A 15,376-nucleotide genomic window follows, 5' to 3' on the forward strand; every position below is an offset into this window, starting at 1 on the left:
AGGAGCGATCCCATGCCTGTTACCGGAATCGGCGGCTTCTTCTTTCGCGCCAAGGACACCAAGGCCTTGGCCGAATGGTATTTGACGCACCTCGGCGTAGGGGCGCCGGAAGACGTCTGGATCTGGAACCAGCAGGCGGGACCGACCGTGTTCGCCCCCTTCAAGGAAGACAGCGACTATTTCGCCGCCGACCACCGCTGGATGCTGAACCTGCGGGTCGAGGGGCTGGACGACCTGATCGCCTCGCTGAAAGCGTCAGGGATTGAGGTCATCACCAAGGCGGAGTGGGACGCCACCCCCGAGATCGGACGCTTCGCGCGCATCCATGACCCCGAGGGCAATCCGATCGAGCTGTGGGAGCCGGCGGCGTCGCCGTCTGCCTGATCAGCCTTCGATTTCGACGACTTCGACCCGCGAGCCGTTAAGAACGAGAGCGATCTCGCCCTTCTTGAGCTTCAATGCATCCTCGCCGAACAACTGGCGACGCCAGCCCTTCATGGCTTCGACGTCAGCGTTGTCGTCGTTGGCGATCTTTTCGAGATCGGCGACGTTGGCGATCAGCTTAGTGGCCACGCCGGCGTTGTCGCTCTTGGCCTTCAGCAGGACCTTCAGCAGTTCGACCACCGAGGGCGGAGCCGGCTGGCTGTGGGCCGGGCGTTCCAGCTTGGGCGCATGGGCTTCCGGGTCGGCCAGGACACGCTTCAACTCGGCCGCTAGCTCCAGACCCAGGCGTGAACCGCCAAAGCCTTTAGGCACCGAACGCAGGCGGTTGAAAGCCTCGGGATCAGTCGGGGCCTGAACCGCGATCTCGTCGATCCCCTCGTCCTTGAGGATTCGGCCGCGCGGCTGATCGCGTTCCTGCGCCGCGCGCTCGCGCCAGACGGCGACAGCGACGAAAGCGGCCAGATATTTGGCGCTGAACTTCTTGGGTTTCAGACGCTTCCAAGCATTCTCGGGCGTGGTGTCGTAGAGGGCCGGATCGGTCAGGGCGCCCATTTCGGACATGACCCAGTCCAGACGGCCTTCCTTCTGCAGCCTATCCCGAAGCTTCGGATAAAGCGCGGCCAGGTGGGTCACGTCGCCCAGGGCATAGGTCAGTTGCGCGTCCGACAGCGGACGGCGCGCCCAGTCGGTGAAGCGGCTGCCCTTGTCCAGTTCCTGGCGCAGCATCTGGCGGACCAGTTGTTCATAGCTGACCTGATCGCCGAAGCCGGCGGCCATGGCGGCGACCTGGGTGTCGAACATGGGCTTGGGCATGGCGCCCAGGCGGTTGAAGATTTCAACGTCCTGGCGAGCGGCATGGAAGACCTTGATGATCGATTCGTCGCGCAGCAGCGCGAGGAAGGGCTCAAGGTCCAGATCCTCGGCCATGGGGTCGATGATGGCGGCGTCCGTCGACGAAGCGGCCTGGATCAGGCACAGCTTGGGCCAGTAGGTCGTCTCGCGCATGAATTCGGTATCGACCGTGATGAACGGGGCCTTGGCCAGACGTTCACAGAACTCGATCAGCGCGTCATTGGTGGTGATTGGCGTCATTCCGATGCTATAGCCCCGCGCGACGCCGTTGTGGCAAGAGCGCCGCGACAGATTTTCGCCCCCGATATCGAGCCGTGACCGATGAGCGACACCCCCGAAGCCCTGAAAAACGGCCTCACCTACGCCGATGCAGGCGTGGATATCGACGCCGGAGAAATGTTGGTCGATGCGATCAAACCCCTGGCCAAGTCGACTCGCCGTCCCGGAGCCGAGGCCTCGCTGGGCGGATTCGGTGCCCTGTTCGACCTGAAGGCCGCCGGTTTTGAAGACCCGCTGATCGTCACGACGACGGATGGCGTCGGCACCAAGCTGAAGATCGCCATCGAAACCGGCCGTCATGATGGCGTGGGCGTCGATCTGGTCGCCATGTGCGTCAACGACCTGCTGGCGCAGGGCGCCGAGCCGCTGATGTTCCTGGACTACTACGCCACGGGCAAGCTGGACGTGGACGCCGCGCGCCGCGTCGTCGCCGGCATCGCCGAAGGCTGCCGCCAGTCCGGCAGCGCCCTGGTGGGCGGCGAGACGGCCGAAATGCCGGGCATGTATTCCGGCGGCGACTATGATCTGGCCGGCTTTTCGGTCGGCGCGGTCGAGCGTGGTCAGGTCCTGCCCTACCTGGACCAGCAGAAGGCCGGCGACATCATCATCGGTCTGGCCTCGTCTGGTCCGCACTCGAACGGCTACTCGCTGATCCGCAAGGTGGTCGAGAAGTCCGGCCTGGCCTGGGGCGACGACGCCCCCTTCGCCAAGGACCGCACCCTGGCCCAGGCCCTGATGGAGCCGACCCGCATCTATGTGAAGCCGGTCCTGCCGCTGATGAAGGCCGGCCTGATCAAGGGCGCCGCCCACATCACGGGCGGCGGTCTGATCGAAAACCCGCCGCGCTGTATCGCCGAGGGCCTGCAGGCTGCATTCGACTGGAACGCCTGGTCCCTACCGCCGGTGTTCGAATGGTTGGGTCAGGTCGGCGGCATCTCCGACCACGAACTGCGCCGCACCTTCAACTGCGGCGTCGGCTTTATCCTGATCGTCTCGCCCGAGAACGCCGAGCCGGTCCTCGCCGCCCTGCTGAACGCGGGCGAGGAAGCCTTCATCTGCGGACAACTGGAAGTCGCCTGAACTTCCGACGTATGAAACGACAAAGGCCTCGGTCGCGAGACCGGGGCCTTTTCATTGGGCGGTGTGGTTAGCGCACTCCGCCGTTCTGGGTCTCGTCGTAGAACCTGGCCAAGTCGACGTGCAGCTCTTCGAGCGCCTTGCGGCTCGTGTACATCATGTGACCGCCCTCATAGTAGGTGAACTCCAGATTCTGACGCAGCTTGGGCTCCAGCATCATCTGGGCCAGGTCGAACTCGGTCGAGAAGAAGGGCGTGGCGGCGTCGTAGTAGCCGTTCAGCGCCAACACCTTCAGATGCGGATTGCGCCGCATCGTCGTGGCCAGATCGACTGCGGTGTTCGGCGTGGTCTGCGGGCCGCCGACCGGCGGACGGTGGCTCCAGTTCCAGTTGAAGCCCTGCAGGCCCCGCGCCGACTGGCGATAGTCCATGTCCGTGCGGAAGTTCAGCGCATTCGCGATGTAATCGTTGAAGACGCCGAAATAGGCTCCGGTGATGGCGCTGCTGGACGGGTCTTCCTCAGGCGAACCACCTACGGCGTCGGCGTCCATGCCCAGGTATCGGGTATCAAGGCGGCCGATGGTTTCGCGCCGATCCCGCAGCAGTTCCTTGCGGAACGGCGACAGTTCGACGCGCAGGTTGGCGTTGTCGATGAAGGTCGGCGAGACGCCGATCAGTTCGCTCATCTGCTGGGCGATCTGGGCGCGCTCCGCGTCGGGAATCATATGCCCCTTGGCCAGGGCCGCCGCATAGGGCCCCATGGCGAAGTCACGGGCGCGCTGGACATGTTGCTCGACCGTAGCCGAGCGGTTCGGCACCTTGTTGTGATACCAGGCCGTCGCCGCATAGGTCGGCAGCAGGGTGATGAAGTTCTGGGCGTAGCCCGGCTGGCGCACGCCGTAGTTCATGATCGAGGACAGCAGGATGACGCCGTTCAGCGACATGCCGCGGTCTTCCAGTTGATGAGCCACAGCCCCCGTGCGCAGCGTGCCGTAGCTTTCGCCCAGGACATACTTCGGGCTGGACCAGCGATTGAACTTGGTCGCGTAGCGCATGATGGCGCGGGTGAAGGCGTCGGCGTCCTGATCCACCCCCCAGAAGGCCGAACCCGGCGTCTCGCCAAGCGGACGCGAGTAGCCGGCGCCGACCATGTCGATGAAGACCAGATCGGTCTTGTCCAACAAGGTCATGTCGTTCGGACCGACATTGAAGGGCGCCGGACGCTCCACCACCGGATCATCGGTCAGGACTCGCACGGGGCCGAAAGCGCCCATGTGCAACCAGACCGTCGGCGACCCTGGCCCGCCGTTGTAGAGATAGGTCACCGGCCGGCGACCAACCGGCTGCCCGTCCAGGGTGTAGGCGACGTAGAACAGGCTGGCCGTCGGCATGCCCGCGTCATCACGAATGGTCAGGGTGCCAGCCGTGGCCTTGTAGCGCATCGCGCGGCCATGGGCGGTGATCGAATGGCTGGTCGTCACCTCCTTTTCCTCCGGCGTGGCGCGCGCCCAGTTCCGCTCGACCTGCTCGGCGGTGACGTTGCGCAGCCGATCAGAGGCCGATCGGATCGGGCCCGAGCCCGCGCTCGACGCTTCCTGGGCCATGACGGCCATTGGCGCAGCAAGCAGCGCCGTCGCACAGACGGCGGTGAGCAGATGACGCATGATTGGAACTCCCCCTGAACACGCCGGACATCCGGCGCCGGGACGCTAGCGCCAAGCTGACCGTTCCGGCAACGGACTTTGTAACGCTACGGACTTGCCAAGCGGCGGCTGCAGACGCATCCCTCGCACCTCCCCGATTGCGACCGAGCCGCCCCATGCCGACCGAAACCGCCCAGCCCAAGACGCGCGTGGCCGTCCTGATCTCCGGCTCCGGCACCAACATGGCCTCGCTGATCGCGGCGGGTCAGGTTGCGGACGCTCCCTATGAGGTCGTGATCGTCGTCTCCAACGTCGCCAGCGTGGCGGGTCTGGACAGGGCGCGCGCCGCAGGTGTCGAAGCCCTGACGGTTGAACACCGGAGTTATGGCAAGGACCGCGAAGCGCATGAGCGCGCCATCGACGCCCTGCTGATCCAGCATAAAGTCGAGGTTGTCGCCCTGGCTGGCTATATGCGGCTGCTGACGCCTTGGCTGGTGCAGAAGTGGGCCGGGCGGATGATCAACATCCATCCTTCGCTGCTGCCTCTCTACCCCGGCCTCAACACCCACGCCCGCGCCCTCGAAGCCGGCGATAAAGAGGCTGGCTGCACCGTCCACATCGTGACCGAGGGCGTTGATGAAGGCCCTGTCCTGGGCCAGACGCGCGTGCCGATCCTGCCCCACGACACGCCCGACATCCTGGCCGAGCGGGTGAAGACCGCTGAGCACGATCTCTATCCCCGATCATTGGCGGCCTTCGTCACACGTCAGGCACGCCGCCAACCTTAACGATTTTTAATGCGACATGCTGCCGCAGGCGGGAGCAGTTTCCCGCAACGACCGGTGCGCCCTGTCGACGCCCTTTCGTCTGTTCCACATGGGAAGACCCGATGTTCAAGACTCGCCTGATGAGCGCCGCCGGCCTGGCGCTTGCTTTCGCGCTCTCCGCTCAAGCCGCTTCGGCCCAGGACGCACAAGCCGCACCGGCCATCCACCCGTGGGGCTTTGACCTCAACGGGCGCGATCTGGCCGTGAAGCCGGGCGACGACTTCAACGAATACGCCAACGGGACCTATCTCAAGAACACCCAGATCCCTTCGGACAAGGCCCGCTTCGGCCCGTTCGACGTTCTGTATGAGAACGCTCAAAGCCAGCTGAAATCCATCATCGAGGCCAGCGCCGCCAATCCGACCAACGCCAATGCGCAAAAGGTCGGCGCCCTCTACGCCAGCTTCATGGACGAGGCGCGCGTCAACCAGCTGGGCGCCCAGCCGCTCGCCGCTGATCTGGCCGCAGTGCGCGCCGTCCCCGACCACAGCGGCATGGCCCGTCTGATGGGCGAGAGCCACGCCGGTTTCGGCGGTTCGCTGTTCGGCGTTGACGTCTTCGAGGACCTGCAGAACCCCAACCTCAACTCGGCCTACATGGGCCAGGGCGGCCTCGGCCTACCCGACCGCGACTACTATCTGAAGGCCGACTTCGCGCCTCAACGTGAGGCCTATGTCGCCTATGTCACCCGCGCCCTGACCGCCGCCGGTTGGGACAACCCGGCGCAGGCCGCCGCCGACATCCTGGCTTTCGAGACCAAGGTGGCCGAGAAGCACTGGACCACGGTCGAACGCCGCCAGATCGACAAGATCTACAACCCGGCCCCCACCGCAGATCTGGCCAAACTGGCCCCCGGCTTTGACTGGACCGCCTTCTTGCAAGGTGCCCAGATCGCCAACGTGCCGACCATCGTCCTGATGGAAAACACCGCCATCCCCGGCATCGCCCAGGTCTTCGCCGACACCTCGCTGGACACGCTGAAGGCGTGGGAAGCCTTCCAGATCGTCGATCAGGCCGGCCCTTATCTGTCCGACGCCTTCGTGAACTCGCGCTTTGAGTTCCGCGGCAAGACTTTGCGCGGGCAGCCTGAGAATCGCCCACGCTGGAACCGGGGTGTCGCCCTGGTCGACGGCCAGTTGGGCGAGGTTCTGGGCCAGGAATACGTCCGCCTGCACTTCCCCGCCTCATCCAAGACCCAGATGGAGGCTCTGGTCGCCAACCTCAGCGCCGCAATGACCGAGCGCCTGAAGAATCTGGACTGGATGAGCGAGCCGACGCGCGAGCAGGCCCTGCTGAAGATGTCCAAGTTCGGCGTAAAGATCGGCTACCCTGAGAAATGGCGCAGCTATGACGGGCTGGAACTGTCGGCCGACGACCTCTACGGGAATGTCGAGCGCGCCTCGGCCTTCGATTGGGCGTGGAAGCGCGGCAAGATCGGCCAGCCGGTCGATCCGCTGGAATGGGGCATGACGCCTCAGACGGTGAACGCCTACTACAACCCACCGCGCAACGAGATCGTCTTCCCAGCCGCGATCCTGCAACCGCCCTTCTTCGATCCCAAGGCTGATCCAGCAGTGAACTACGGCGGCATCGGCGCCGTCATCGGCCACGAAATCACCCACGGCTTCGACGACCAGGGCCGCAAGTCCGACGCTGACGGCGTTCTGCGCGACTGGTGGACGCCAGAGGACGCCGCTCGCTTCGAAGCCCGCGCAAAGGTGCTGGGCGCCATCTATGACGCTCAGCAGCCCATTCCCGGCACCCCCATCAATGGCGAACTGACGATGGGCGAGAACATCGCCGATCTGGGTGGTCTGCTGATGGCGCTGGACGCCTACCACCGCAGCCTGAACGGCCAGCCCGCACCGGTCATCGACGGCCTGACCGGCGAACAGCGCGTCTTCCTCGGCTGGGCGCAAGTCTGGCGTGAAAAGTCACGCGAGGCGGCGCTGAAGGAGCAACTGACCACCGACCCCCACTCGCCGGGTTCCGCCCGCGCATCGACCCCGCCGCGCAACATCGACGCCTGGTACACGGCGTTCGGCGTGACCCCGGATCAGGCGCAGTTCATCGCCCCCGAGAGCCGCGCCCGCATCTGGTAGGGCGCGATAGCCAGTAACCGAACGAAAACGGCGTCAGCTGCGAAGCTGACGCCGTTATTCTATCTGGCGTGCGCCGGTGAAATCAGTTCGGCTTCTTGGGCGTGGTCGCCGCACCTGCGACCGCGCCGATCGCAGCGCCGGCGACGGTCGCGCCGGTATTGCCGCCAATGGCCTGACCGGCGACTGCACCGCCCAGGGCACCAGTGGCTGCGCGTTGTTCCGTCGTCGTGCCGCAGGCCGCCAGCAGGCCCACGAGGCCGATGACCGGAGCCAGTTTGAGGATCGTCTTCATGGCGGTCTTCCTTTGATGGCTGAACAGGTAACAGTGCCGTGAAAACGAAACGGCCCGCCTCCGGTTCCGGAGACGGGCCGTATTATTGCAGAGCTAGGCCATGCAGCCTGCCCGACAAGGAATGCTTAGCCGACGATGTCCGCGTCGGTGAAGAACTGGGCGATCTCGATGCCGGCGTTTTCCAGCGAGTCCGAGCCGTGGACCGAGTTCTCGCCGATCGACAGGGCGAACAGCTTGCGGATGGTGCCTTCGGCGGCGTCGTTCGGGTTGGTGGCGCCCATGACTTCGCGGTACTTGGCGACGGCGCCTTCGGCTTCCAGAACCTGCACGACGACCGGTTCGGCGATCATCTGCGAGACCAGTTCGCCGTAGAAGGGACGCTCGGCGTGCACTTCGTAGAACTTCTTGGCTTGGGCTTCGGTCAGCTTGATGCGGCGCTGGGCGACGATGCGCAGGCCAGCGGTTTCGATGACAGCGTTGATCGCGCCGGTGATGTTGCGGCGCGTGGCGTCGGGTTTGATGATCGAGAAGGTGCGTTCGGTCATGGGAAGACTCTTTGCGGTTTGGTAGTTTGAGGGTCGCGGGCTTATAGCGGCGCCCTCCCCGCTTTCCAACCGCCACCTCAACGTCAGTCGTTTTCCATGCTCCAGATCACCAACCTGACGTTCAACGCCTGGGGCCGCCAGTTCCTCGACGACGCCTCCGTCAGCCTACCGCCCGGCTCGAAGGTCGGCCTGGTGGGCCGCAACGGCATCGGCAAGTCGACCCTGTTCAAACTCATTCTGGGCGAACTGGCCGCCAACGGCGACGAAGTCAGCCTGCCCAAGACCGCCCGCGTCGGCTCGGTCGATCAGGAGCACCCCGCCACGCCTGACAGCGTCCTGGACACGATTCTGGAAGCCGACGTCGAGCGGCATGACCTGATGAGCCGGCTGGAGACCGCCGAGCCGGAAGAGATGGGCGAGATCTGGGCGCGCCTGATCGACATCGACGCCGACTCGGCCCCCGCCCGCGCCGGTGAAATCCTGGCCGGTCTGGGATTCAGCCAGGCCGACCAGCAGCGCCCCATGTCCGAGTTCTCGGGCGGCTGGCGGATGCGCGTGGCCCTGGCGGCGGCCCTGTTCGCCGAGCCGGACATGCTGCTGCTCGACGAACCGACCAACTACCTCGACCTGGAAGGCGCCCTGTGGCTGGAAAGCCGGTTGCAGAAGTATCCGCACACCGCCCTGATCATCAGCCACGACCGCGAGTTGCTGAACAACAGTTGCACCCACATCCTGCACCTGGCGAGCCGTAAACTGGAGCTCTACACGGGCGGATACGACATGTTCGAGAAGGCGCGCGCCGAGAAGGCCCGCCTGCAACTGTCGGCCAAGGCCAAGCAGGACGCCGAGCGCGCCCACCTGCAGGCCTTCGTGGACCGCTTCAAGGCCAAGGCCTCCAAGGCCGCCCAGGCCCAGTCGCGGATGAAGCGTCTGGCCAAGATGGAGCCGGTCTCGACCACCATCGAGGAACGCGTCGCCCCCTTTACCCTGCCCTCGCCGCCGCGTCCGCTGGCGCCGCCGCTGATCCGTCTGGAACGCGCCAACGTCGGCTATGAGACCGGCAAGCCCATCCTGCGCAATCTGAACCTGCGGATGGATCTGGACGACCGTATCGGCCTGCTGGGCGTCAACGGCGCAGGCAAGTCGACCTTCGCCAAGATGATCGCCGGCGCGCTGAATGTGTCGGAAGGCGAACTGCACCGCGACAAGAAGATGCGCGTGGGCTGGTTCCACCAGCATCAAATCGAAGCCATGGATCCGACCGACACCCCGCTGGAAATCATCCGCCGGGCCATGCCGGACGCCAACGAGAGCAGCCGTCGTTCCAAGCTGGCCCAGTTCGGCCTGGGTTTTGAGAAACAGGAAACCACGGTCGAGAGCCTGTCCGGCGGCGAGCGCGCCCGCCTGCTGCTGAACATGGTGGCGATGGACGCCCCCCACGTCCTGATCCTCGACGAACCGACCAACCACCTGGACATCGACAGCCGCCGCGCCCTGCTGGACGCACTGAACGATTACAACGGCGCCGTCATCCTGATCACCCACGACCGCTCACTGATGGAACTGGTCGCCGACCGCCTGTGGCTGGCCGCCGACGGGACGGTGAAGCCCTATGAGGGCGACATGGACGACTATCAGAAATTCGTCCTCGACCGCGCCAAGGCCGCCGCCGTCAAGCCCAGCCAGATCAAGCAGGAGGCCGCAACGGCGGCGACGCCCACTCAGAACAGCAAGAAGAAGAACGACAAGAAGTCCGGTCCCTCGCCCTCGACCCTGCGTCACGCGGTCAAGAAGGCCGAGGAGCGCATGGCCGCCCTGGCCGCCGAGGTCGCCCGTATCGACGACGACCTGGCCAACGCCGCCGTGTCCAACCCCAAGGCGCTGGAAGGCCTGACGCGCGCCCGCGCCAAGACCCAGACCGAACTGGAAGCCGCCGAAGCCGCCTGGATGGAAGCCGAGGAAGCCTTGGCGGCGGTGTCCTGATGGCCAAGCCGATCGTGTTCACCAAGGATGAACGCAAGGCCATCGGCGGCCGCATCCGCGACTTCTTCAGCAAGGAGCTGGATCAGGACATCAGCCAGCTCCAGGCCGAGATGGTGCTGGAATTCTTTGGCGGGCAGATTGGCGGTTGGTTCTACAACCGTGGTCTGGCCGACGCCCAGACCGTAGTCACGGCCAAGGCCGAGGACATCGCCGACGCGATCTACGCTCTACAACGCGAAAGCGGGACAGGTCGCTAGACCCGCCCCGCTCCGCATGCATCCCGACGGAACGCCTGGTCAGCCGCAGCTGACGCGCGTCACCAGATTGGTCTTGTCGTCGTAGGTAAAGGTCACGCGGTTATCGCGATAATCCATCGTCGCGGCGCAACTGCTGCACAGGACGCGGAAGATGCGGCCGCGCGGCGCATCGGCGGGAATGGTCGAACGATTGCGGCCGACATACTCCTGATAATCACCGGCCTTGCACGCCACCGGCGTAGCCTCGCCGCCGGCCGAGGAGCCGCCCTCTTGCGTCGGCGCACAGGCCGAAAGCGCGACCGCGCCTGCAAATGCCGTCAGCATCAGAATCGTTTTCATGGCGTCTCTCCGTTCTGGCCTAGCCGCAGCTCACGCGCTCGACGATGCCGGTTTGCTGATTATAGAATATATTCAAGCGGTAAGGTGAATAGTCTTCCGTCACTGGACAGGTGGTGCAGGCCACCCGGCGAGTGACGACATCTACCGGAACGGGAATCTCGGTGCGGGGTTTCCCGACCAGCCACTGAAGCTCAGCGGCCTTACACATGTCGGCGTTGATCGGAGGCGTCCGCGTGCCGACAGGTTGGTTCTGACGCGCCTGCTCGACCACGCTGGGCGCCGAAGGACGCGTTGACGGGGGAGATGACGAGCAGCCGGCGATGGCCGCCAGTCCCAGGATGATCAGGCCGCCTTTTCCCAGCGCCCTTCGTCCGTCTGTTTCCAGTAGGCCAGATCGGCGTTGGCGGCCTTCAGCGTGCGCCAGCGTTCGCGCGCGTGCTGCAACGCCTGTTCGTTTCGACCGTCGAAAATGATGAAGCACCGCTCGTACCCTTCCGTGGCCCCCAGCTCTGACTCATCCACGATGAACAGCGCCTGAGCGTCATTCAGGTTCTCACCCGATTCGGACAGCAGGATGGGCTGACGAGCGGCATAGGGTTCCGAAGCGAGCCCATGCGGCAGGAAACTGTCAGAGCGATAGGTCCACAGGAGCTCGTCGATGTCGTCGAAGCGATGAGACGCCACCCCGCGCACCAAGGCGCGCCAGCCCCGCTGAAGGGTCTTCTCCAGCAGGCCCGGCAGCACCTGATCCAGCGTTGATCGCTCCAGGTGGTAGAACCAGATTTCCGGCTTTGCGTCAGCCATCCGGCCCTACCCCTGAATGCGTCAGATCAGGCTTCGTACTTGTCGGCGACCATGCGGTCGAGCAGACGCACGCCCCAACCCACGGCGCCGTCCGGCACGGTCGGATTGCGGCTGTCCTTGACCCAGGCGGTCGGGGCGATATCGATGTGCGCCCACGGCGTGCCGTTGGTGAAGCGTTGCAGGAACAGCGCCGCCGTGATGGAACCGCCCGCGCGACCGTTGCCGGTGTTCTTTACGTCGGCGATAGGGCTGTCGATGTGACGTTCGTATTGCGTCGGGATCGGCATGCGCCAGACGTTCTCGCCCACCTTCGGACCAGCGGCCAGGATGCCGTTGGCGACTTCGTCGTCATTGGAGAAGACGCCCGCATATTCCAGGCCCAGCGAGATGATCATGGCGCCCGTCAGGGTGGCCAGGTCGATCATGAACTTCGGCTTGAAGCGCTCCTGCGTGTACCAGAGGGCGTCCGCCAGAACGAGGCGGCCTTCGGCGTCGGTGTTCAGGACTTCGACCGTCTGACCCGACATGGACACGACCACGTCGCCCGGACGCTGGGCCTTGCCGTCAGGCATGTTCTCAACCAGGCCCAGAACCCCGACGACATTGGCCTTGGCCTTACGACCAGCCAAAGCATGCATCAGGCCGGCCACTGCGGCGGCGCCGCCCATGTCCCACTTCATCTCTTCCATGCCGTCGGCCGGCTTCAACGAGATGCCGCCGGTGTCGAAGCAGACGCCCTTGCCGACGAAGGCGATCGGGGCCTCGCCCACCTTGCCGCCGTTCCATTTGATCACAGCGAGCTGGCTTTCACGCTCAGAGCCGACGCCGACGGCCAGCAGGGTGTTCATGCCCAGCTTTTCCATCTCGGCTTCGCCCAGGATCTCGACTTCCAGGCCCAGGCTTTCCAGCGCCTTCACACGCCGTGCGAACTCGGCCGGGTAGAGGACGTTGGCGGGTTCAGCGACCAGATCGCGCGAGAACAGGACGGCGTCGGCAATAGCGGACAAGGGCTGGAAAGCGGCTTCTGCGGCCGCGACGTCCGAGGTGACAACGCGGACCGTGGTGACCGACGGGATCTTGTCGGCCTTCTGCTTGGTCAGATATTTGACGAAACGATAAGCAGCCAGACGCACGGCGAAGCCGGCGCGCGCGGCTTGTTCTGCCGACAGATGAGCGGCGTCGATCGTCAGGGCTTCAGCGCCCGAGAGCTTGGTAGCGTGATAGGCGGCGGCGGCGGCGGTTTCGACCGCGAGATCATCGAACCTGTCAGCTGCGCCAGCACCCACCAGCAAGACGGCGTTGGCGTCGACGCCCGAGGGGGCCGCCACATTCAGGCTGCTGTTGGCCCCGCCGGTGAAGCGGCTGTTCGTCATCGCCTTGGTCAGAGCGCCCGCAGCTGCGGCGTCGAGCGCCGCGCCCGTTCCCGCCAGCGACCGGCCCTCATGGACCAGAACGGCAAGGATTTCTGCGGCGCTGGGGGAAGCGACGAACTCGATCTTCATAAAACCTACTCCAGGCCGAGGTTCTGTGCCCCGGTCATGCTTGAATCGGACAAGGGCGCACCAGCAGTTTCGCCGGGGCGCCCGGATGTGTATTACATGGCCCGCATCGCTCGCGGCTGCAACTCAGTCGCCCCCCGAAACGCTTCCTTTCCAGATCATGACGCTGATTCAGGGCTACCTCTTCCGCCAGATCGGCCTGCCTGTCGTGGCGGCGTGCGCAGCGCTGGCCGGCATAGGCTTGCTGAGTCAGAGCCTTGACCAGCTTGAAGTGATCGTTGAACGCGGCCAGAGCGTCTGGGTCATGGCCAAGCTGACCTTGCTGGCTCTTCCCCAACTAATCGCTGTCATCCTGCCCATTGGCCTGTTCGTGGGCGCGCTGATCGCCCTCACACGGCTGCAGCGCGAACAGGAATTGACCGCCGCCTACGCCGCGGGCGTAAGCCGCTGGTCGCTGATCCGGCCCGCAATCCAGATCGCCGTCATCGTGGCCGTTGTCGCCCTAATCACCAATGTCTTCGTCCAGCCGTGGGCCCAGCGCGAGGCGCGCCGTCAGGCCTTCGCCATCCGCACCGACCTGGCCGCCCTGCTGGTCGAGGAAGGCCGCTTCGTCCAGGGCCCGGGCGGCCTGACCGTCTATGTTCAGCAGATCGAGCAGAATGGCCTGCTGAAGAACCTGTTCGTCTACCTGGACAACGGCAAGACCGTCACGACATGGGACGCCGAAAGCGCTCGCTTCGGGCGCGTCGACGGCCTCCCTGTTCTGACGATGCAGAACGGATCGATGCAGCGCTATTCCTCTCGCGACGTGCTGAACCAACTCTCGTTCGATCAGCAGGTGTTCGACCTTTCGCCGTATACCAAGACGAATGAACGCATCCGCTTCAAGCCGTCGGACCTTTGGTTGACGGAGTTGTTTGATCCGACCCCCGCCTTGCTGGACAGCGCGGGCACAAGAGGCGAACTGGCGGCCGAAGCTCATTCGCGCCTGGCTTCCCCCCTCTACGCTCTGACCGCGATGGCCCTGGCCCTGACAGCCATCCTGGGCGGCTCGTTCAGTCGAACGGGCTATAGTCGCCGCATCGCCAAGGCGGCCGGCGTCTTTCTGGTGGTCCGCGTCGTCGGATATGGATTGGTTGCAGCCAGCGCATGGAACGGCGCTCTGAACATGCTGCAATATCTGCTGCCCCTGGCGGCCTGCTTCGTGGCGTTGCGCCTGCTGTTTCGTGCGCTCAAGCCGCACCGCCGCCGCGTTTGGGTGCCCCTCGAACGCTTCAAGGCGAGGTTCGCGTGAGCATACGTCTTGGCCGCATCGAGCGCTATGTTCTGGTCCAGCAGCTACGCGCTCTGGCCGTCGCCCTCGCCGTCATTTCCGCCCTGGTGATGCTGATCGACTTTGTCGAAGTCTCGCGAGGCCTGAACTCGTCGGGCGAGTTGTCGAGCGCCCGGATCTTCGGCCTCGTTTTGCTGAAGTCCCCGTCAGTCGTCATCCAGTTGCTGCCGTTCGTTTTCCTGTTCGGCACTCTGGCGGCCTTCGTAGGCCTGAACCGGCGAAGCGAGCTGATCGCCATGCGGGCGGCGGGCGTTTCAGCCTGGCGCTTCGTTCTGCCTGCTGCTGGCTGCGCACTGGTTCTGGGCGTTCTGACCGTCACCCTGCTCGGCCCCCTGGCGGCAGCGGGCGACGGCATGTGGCAGCGTGAAAGGAGCAGGATTTCCGGCACGTCTCCCGGCGCCGAGACCCAGCAAGCCGTCTGGTTGCGCGAAGGGGACGCCGCCCGTCAGATGATCATCCGCGGCGCGCGGCAGGAACAGGCGACAGGGCGGCTGCTAGACGCCACCTTCTTCATCTACACGACCACGGCCAGCGGACGCAGAACCTTTACCGAACGGATCGACGCCGCTTCGGCCTCGCTGACGGCTGGCCGCTGGCGCCTGACCGACGCCACAGGCGCTCAAACCGGCCAGCGTGCGGTGCGCTACGCCACCCTGGACCTTCCTTCGAACCTTGCAGACAAGGAAGCCTTCCAGCGATTTGCTCGGCCTCAGTCGACGCCCTTCTGGTCCCTGCCGAACCAGATTCAGCGGATCGAGGACGCGGGCTTCGCTTCGACCGCCTATCGCTTGCGCCTGCAACAGTTGCTGGCGACGCCGCTGATGTTCGCCGCCATGTCCATCTTGGCGGCAGCCTTCTCGCTGCGCCTGATGCGGCTGGGTGATCTGGCGAAGATGGCCGTGGCGGCCGTCGTGCTCGGCTTCGCCTTCTTCTTCGTGAATCAGTTCTCGTCGGCCATGGGCTCGGCCGAGGTGGTGCCACCGTTCCTGGCGGCCTGGCTCCCCCCAGTGCTGACAGCGCTCGCCGCCTTTACCTTGCTGTTCTATACCGAAGACGGCTAATCGGACGGCTTCCGGTCGCCGGGCAATGAGTGGATTCCGT

General features: G+C 65.0%; 15 protein-coding genes. 8 read left to right on the forward strand and 7 right to left on the reverse strand.

From position 1 onward, the window contains the following. Window positions 1–12: 12 nt before the first annotated feature. Complete coding sequence (locus tag B4A39_RS05455; RefSeq protein ID WP_292034153.1) at window positions 13–384, forward strand: VOC family protein; 372 nt, start codon at window positions 13–15, stop codon at window positions 382–384. Here B4A39_RS05455 and rnd read toward each other — a convergent pair whose 3' ends face one another. Then, window positions 385–1,536, reverse strand: coding sequence for a ribonuclease D (gene rnd / locus B4A39_RS05460; protein ID WP_292034155.1), 1,152 nt, complete (start codon window positions 1,534–1,536; stop codon window positions 385–387). Between the two features lie 81 nt (window positions 1,537–1,617). On the opposite strand from rnd, the gene purM reads away from it, so the two are divergent. After that, on the forward strand, window positions 1,618–2,655 hold the full coding sequence (purM, locus tag B4A39_RS05465) for a phosphoribosylformylglycinamidine cyclo-ligase (protein WP_292034157.1): 1,038 nt from the start codon (window positions 1,618–1,620) through the stop codon (window positions 2,653–2,655). A gap of 67 nt (window positions 2,656–2,722) precedes the next feature. Here purM and B4A39_RS05470 read toward each other — a convergent pair whose 3' ends face one another. Further along, window positions 2,723–4,315 carry a S10 family peptidase gene (locus B4A39_RS05470; protein WP_292034159.1) on the reverse strand — a complete coding sequence of 531 codons (1,593 nt, stop codon included), beginning with the start codon at window positions 4,313–4,315 and terminating at the stop codon, window positions 2,723–2,725. Between the two features lie 155 nt (window positions 4,316–4,470). Here B4A39_RS05470 and purN point away from each other — a divergent pair, with 155 nt between their 5' ends. Beyond that, a complete protein-coding gene (purN, locus tag B4A39_RS05475; protein ID WP_292034161.1) occupies window positions 4,471–5,082 on the forward strand; it encodes a phosphoribosylglycinamide formyltransferase in 612 nt (203 codons plus the stop codon). Between the two features lie 101 nt (window positions 5,083–5,183). Further along, entirely contained in the window at window positions 5,184–7,223 is a 2,040-nt protein-coding gene (locus B4A39_RS05480; protein ID WP_292034163.1) for a M13 family metallopeptidase, read from the forward strand. Between the two features lie 82 nt (window positions 7,224–7,305). Here the strand turns inward: B4A39_RS05480 and B4A39_RS05485 are convergent, their stop codons facing one another. Next, window positions 7,306–7,515, reverse strand: a complete 210-nt coding sequence (locus tag B4A39_RS05485; protein ID WP_292034165.1) for a glycine zipper 2TM domain-containing protein — start codon at window positions 7,513–7,515, stop codon at window positions 7,306–7,308. Between the two features lie 125 nt (window positions 7,516–7,640). After that, window positions 7,641–8,060 (reverse strand): nucleoside-diphosphate kinase, encoded by a 420-nt coding sequence (ndk, locus tag B4A39_RS05490; protein ID WP_292034168.1) that lies wholly within the window; start codon window positions 8,058–8,060, stop codon window positions 7,641–7,643. A gap of 96 nt (window positions 8,061–8,156) precedes the next feature. On the opposite strand from ndk, the gene B4A39_RS05495 reads away from it, so the two are divergent. Beyond that, on the forward strand, window positions 8,157–10,043 hold the full coding sequence (locus B4A39_RS05495; RefSeq protein WP_292034170.1) for an ABC-F family ATP-binding cassette domain-containing protein: 1,887 nt from the start codon (window positions 8,157–8,159) through the stop codon (window positions 10,041–10,043). Continuing rightward, a complete protein-coding gene (locus B4A39_RS05500; RefSeq protein WP_292034172.1) occupies window positions 10,043–10,300 on the forward strand; it encodes a DUF2164 domain-containing protein in 258 nt (85 codons plus the stop codon). The genes B4A39_RS05495 and B4A39_RS05500 overlap by 1 nt, the downstream gene beginning before the upstream one ends. Window positions 10,301–10,339: 39 nt before the next feature. Here the strand turns inward: B4A39_RS05500 and B4A39_RS05505 are convergent, their stop codons facing one another. From B4A39_RS05505 to B4A39_RS05520, 3 genes are all read right to left on the reverse strand, one after another. After that, on the reverse strand, window positions 10,340–10,639 hold the full coding sequence (locus tag B4A39_RS05505; RefSeq protein WP_292034173.1) for a hemolysin: 300 nt from the start codon (window positions 10,637–10,639) through the stop codon (window positions 10,340–10,342). Window positions 10,640–10,981: 342 nt separating this feature from the next. Continuing rightward, on the reverse strand, window positions 10,982–11,443 hold the full coding sequence (locus tag B4A39_RS05515; protein ID WP_292034174.1) for a DNA polymerase III subunit chi: 462 nt from the start codon (window positions 11,441–11,443) through the stop codon (window positions 10,982–10,984). Window positions 11,444–11,469: 26 nt separating this feature from the next. Further along, window positions 11,470–12,945, reverse strand: coding sequence for a leucyl aminopeptidase (locus tag B4A39_RS05520; RefSeq protein ID WP_292034176.1), 1,476 nt, complete (start codon window positions 12,943–12,945; stop codon window positions 11,470–11,472). Window positions 12,946–13,102: 157 nt separating this feature from the next. On the opposite strand from B4A39_RS05520, the gene B4A39_RS05525 reads away from it, so the two are divergent. Further along, on the forward strand, window positions 13,103–14,236 hold the full coding sequence (locus B4A39_RS05525) for an LptF/LptG family permease (protein WP_292034178.1): 1,134 nt from the start codon (window positions 13,103–13,105) through the stop codon (window positions 14,234–14,236). Continuing rightward, complete coding sequence (gene lptG, locus B4A39_RS05530; protein ID WP_292034180.1) at window positions 14,233–15,336, forward strand: LPS export ABC transporter permease LptG; 1,104 nt, start codon at window positions 14,233–14,235, stop codon at window positions 15,334–15,336. Before B4A39_RS05525 ends, lptG begins: the two co-directional genes overlap by 4 nt. Window positions 15,337–15,376 lie beyond the last annotated feature (40 nt).

This window comes from Brevundimonas sp. UBA4553, from assembly GCF_002387245.1.
Lineage (GTDB): Bacteria > Pseudomonadota > Alphaproteobacteria > Caulobacterales > Caulobacteraceae > Brevundimonas.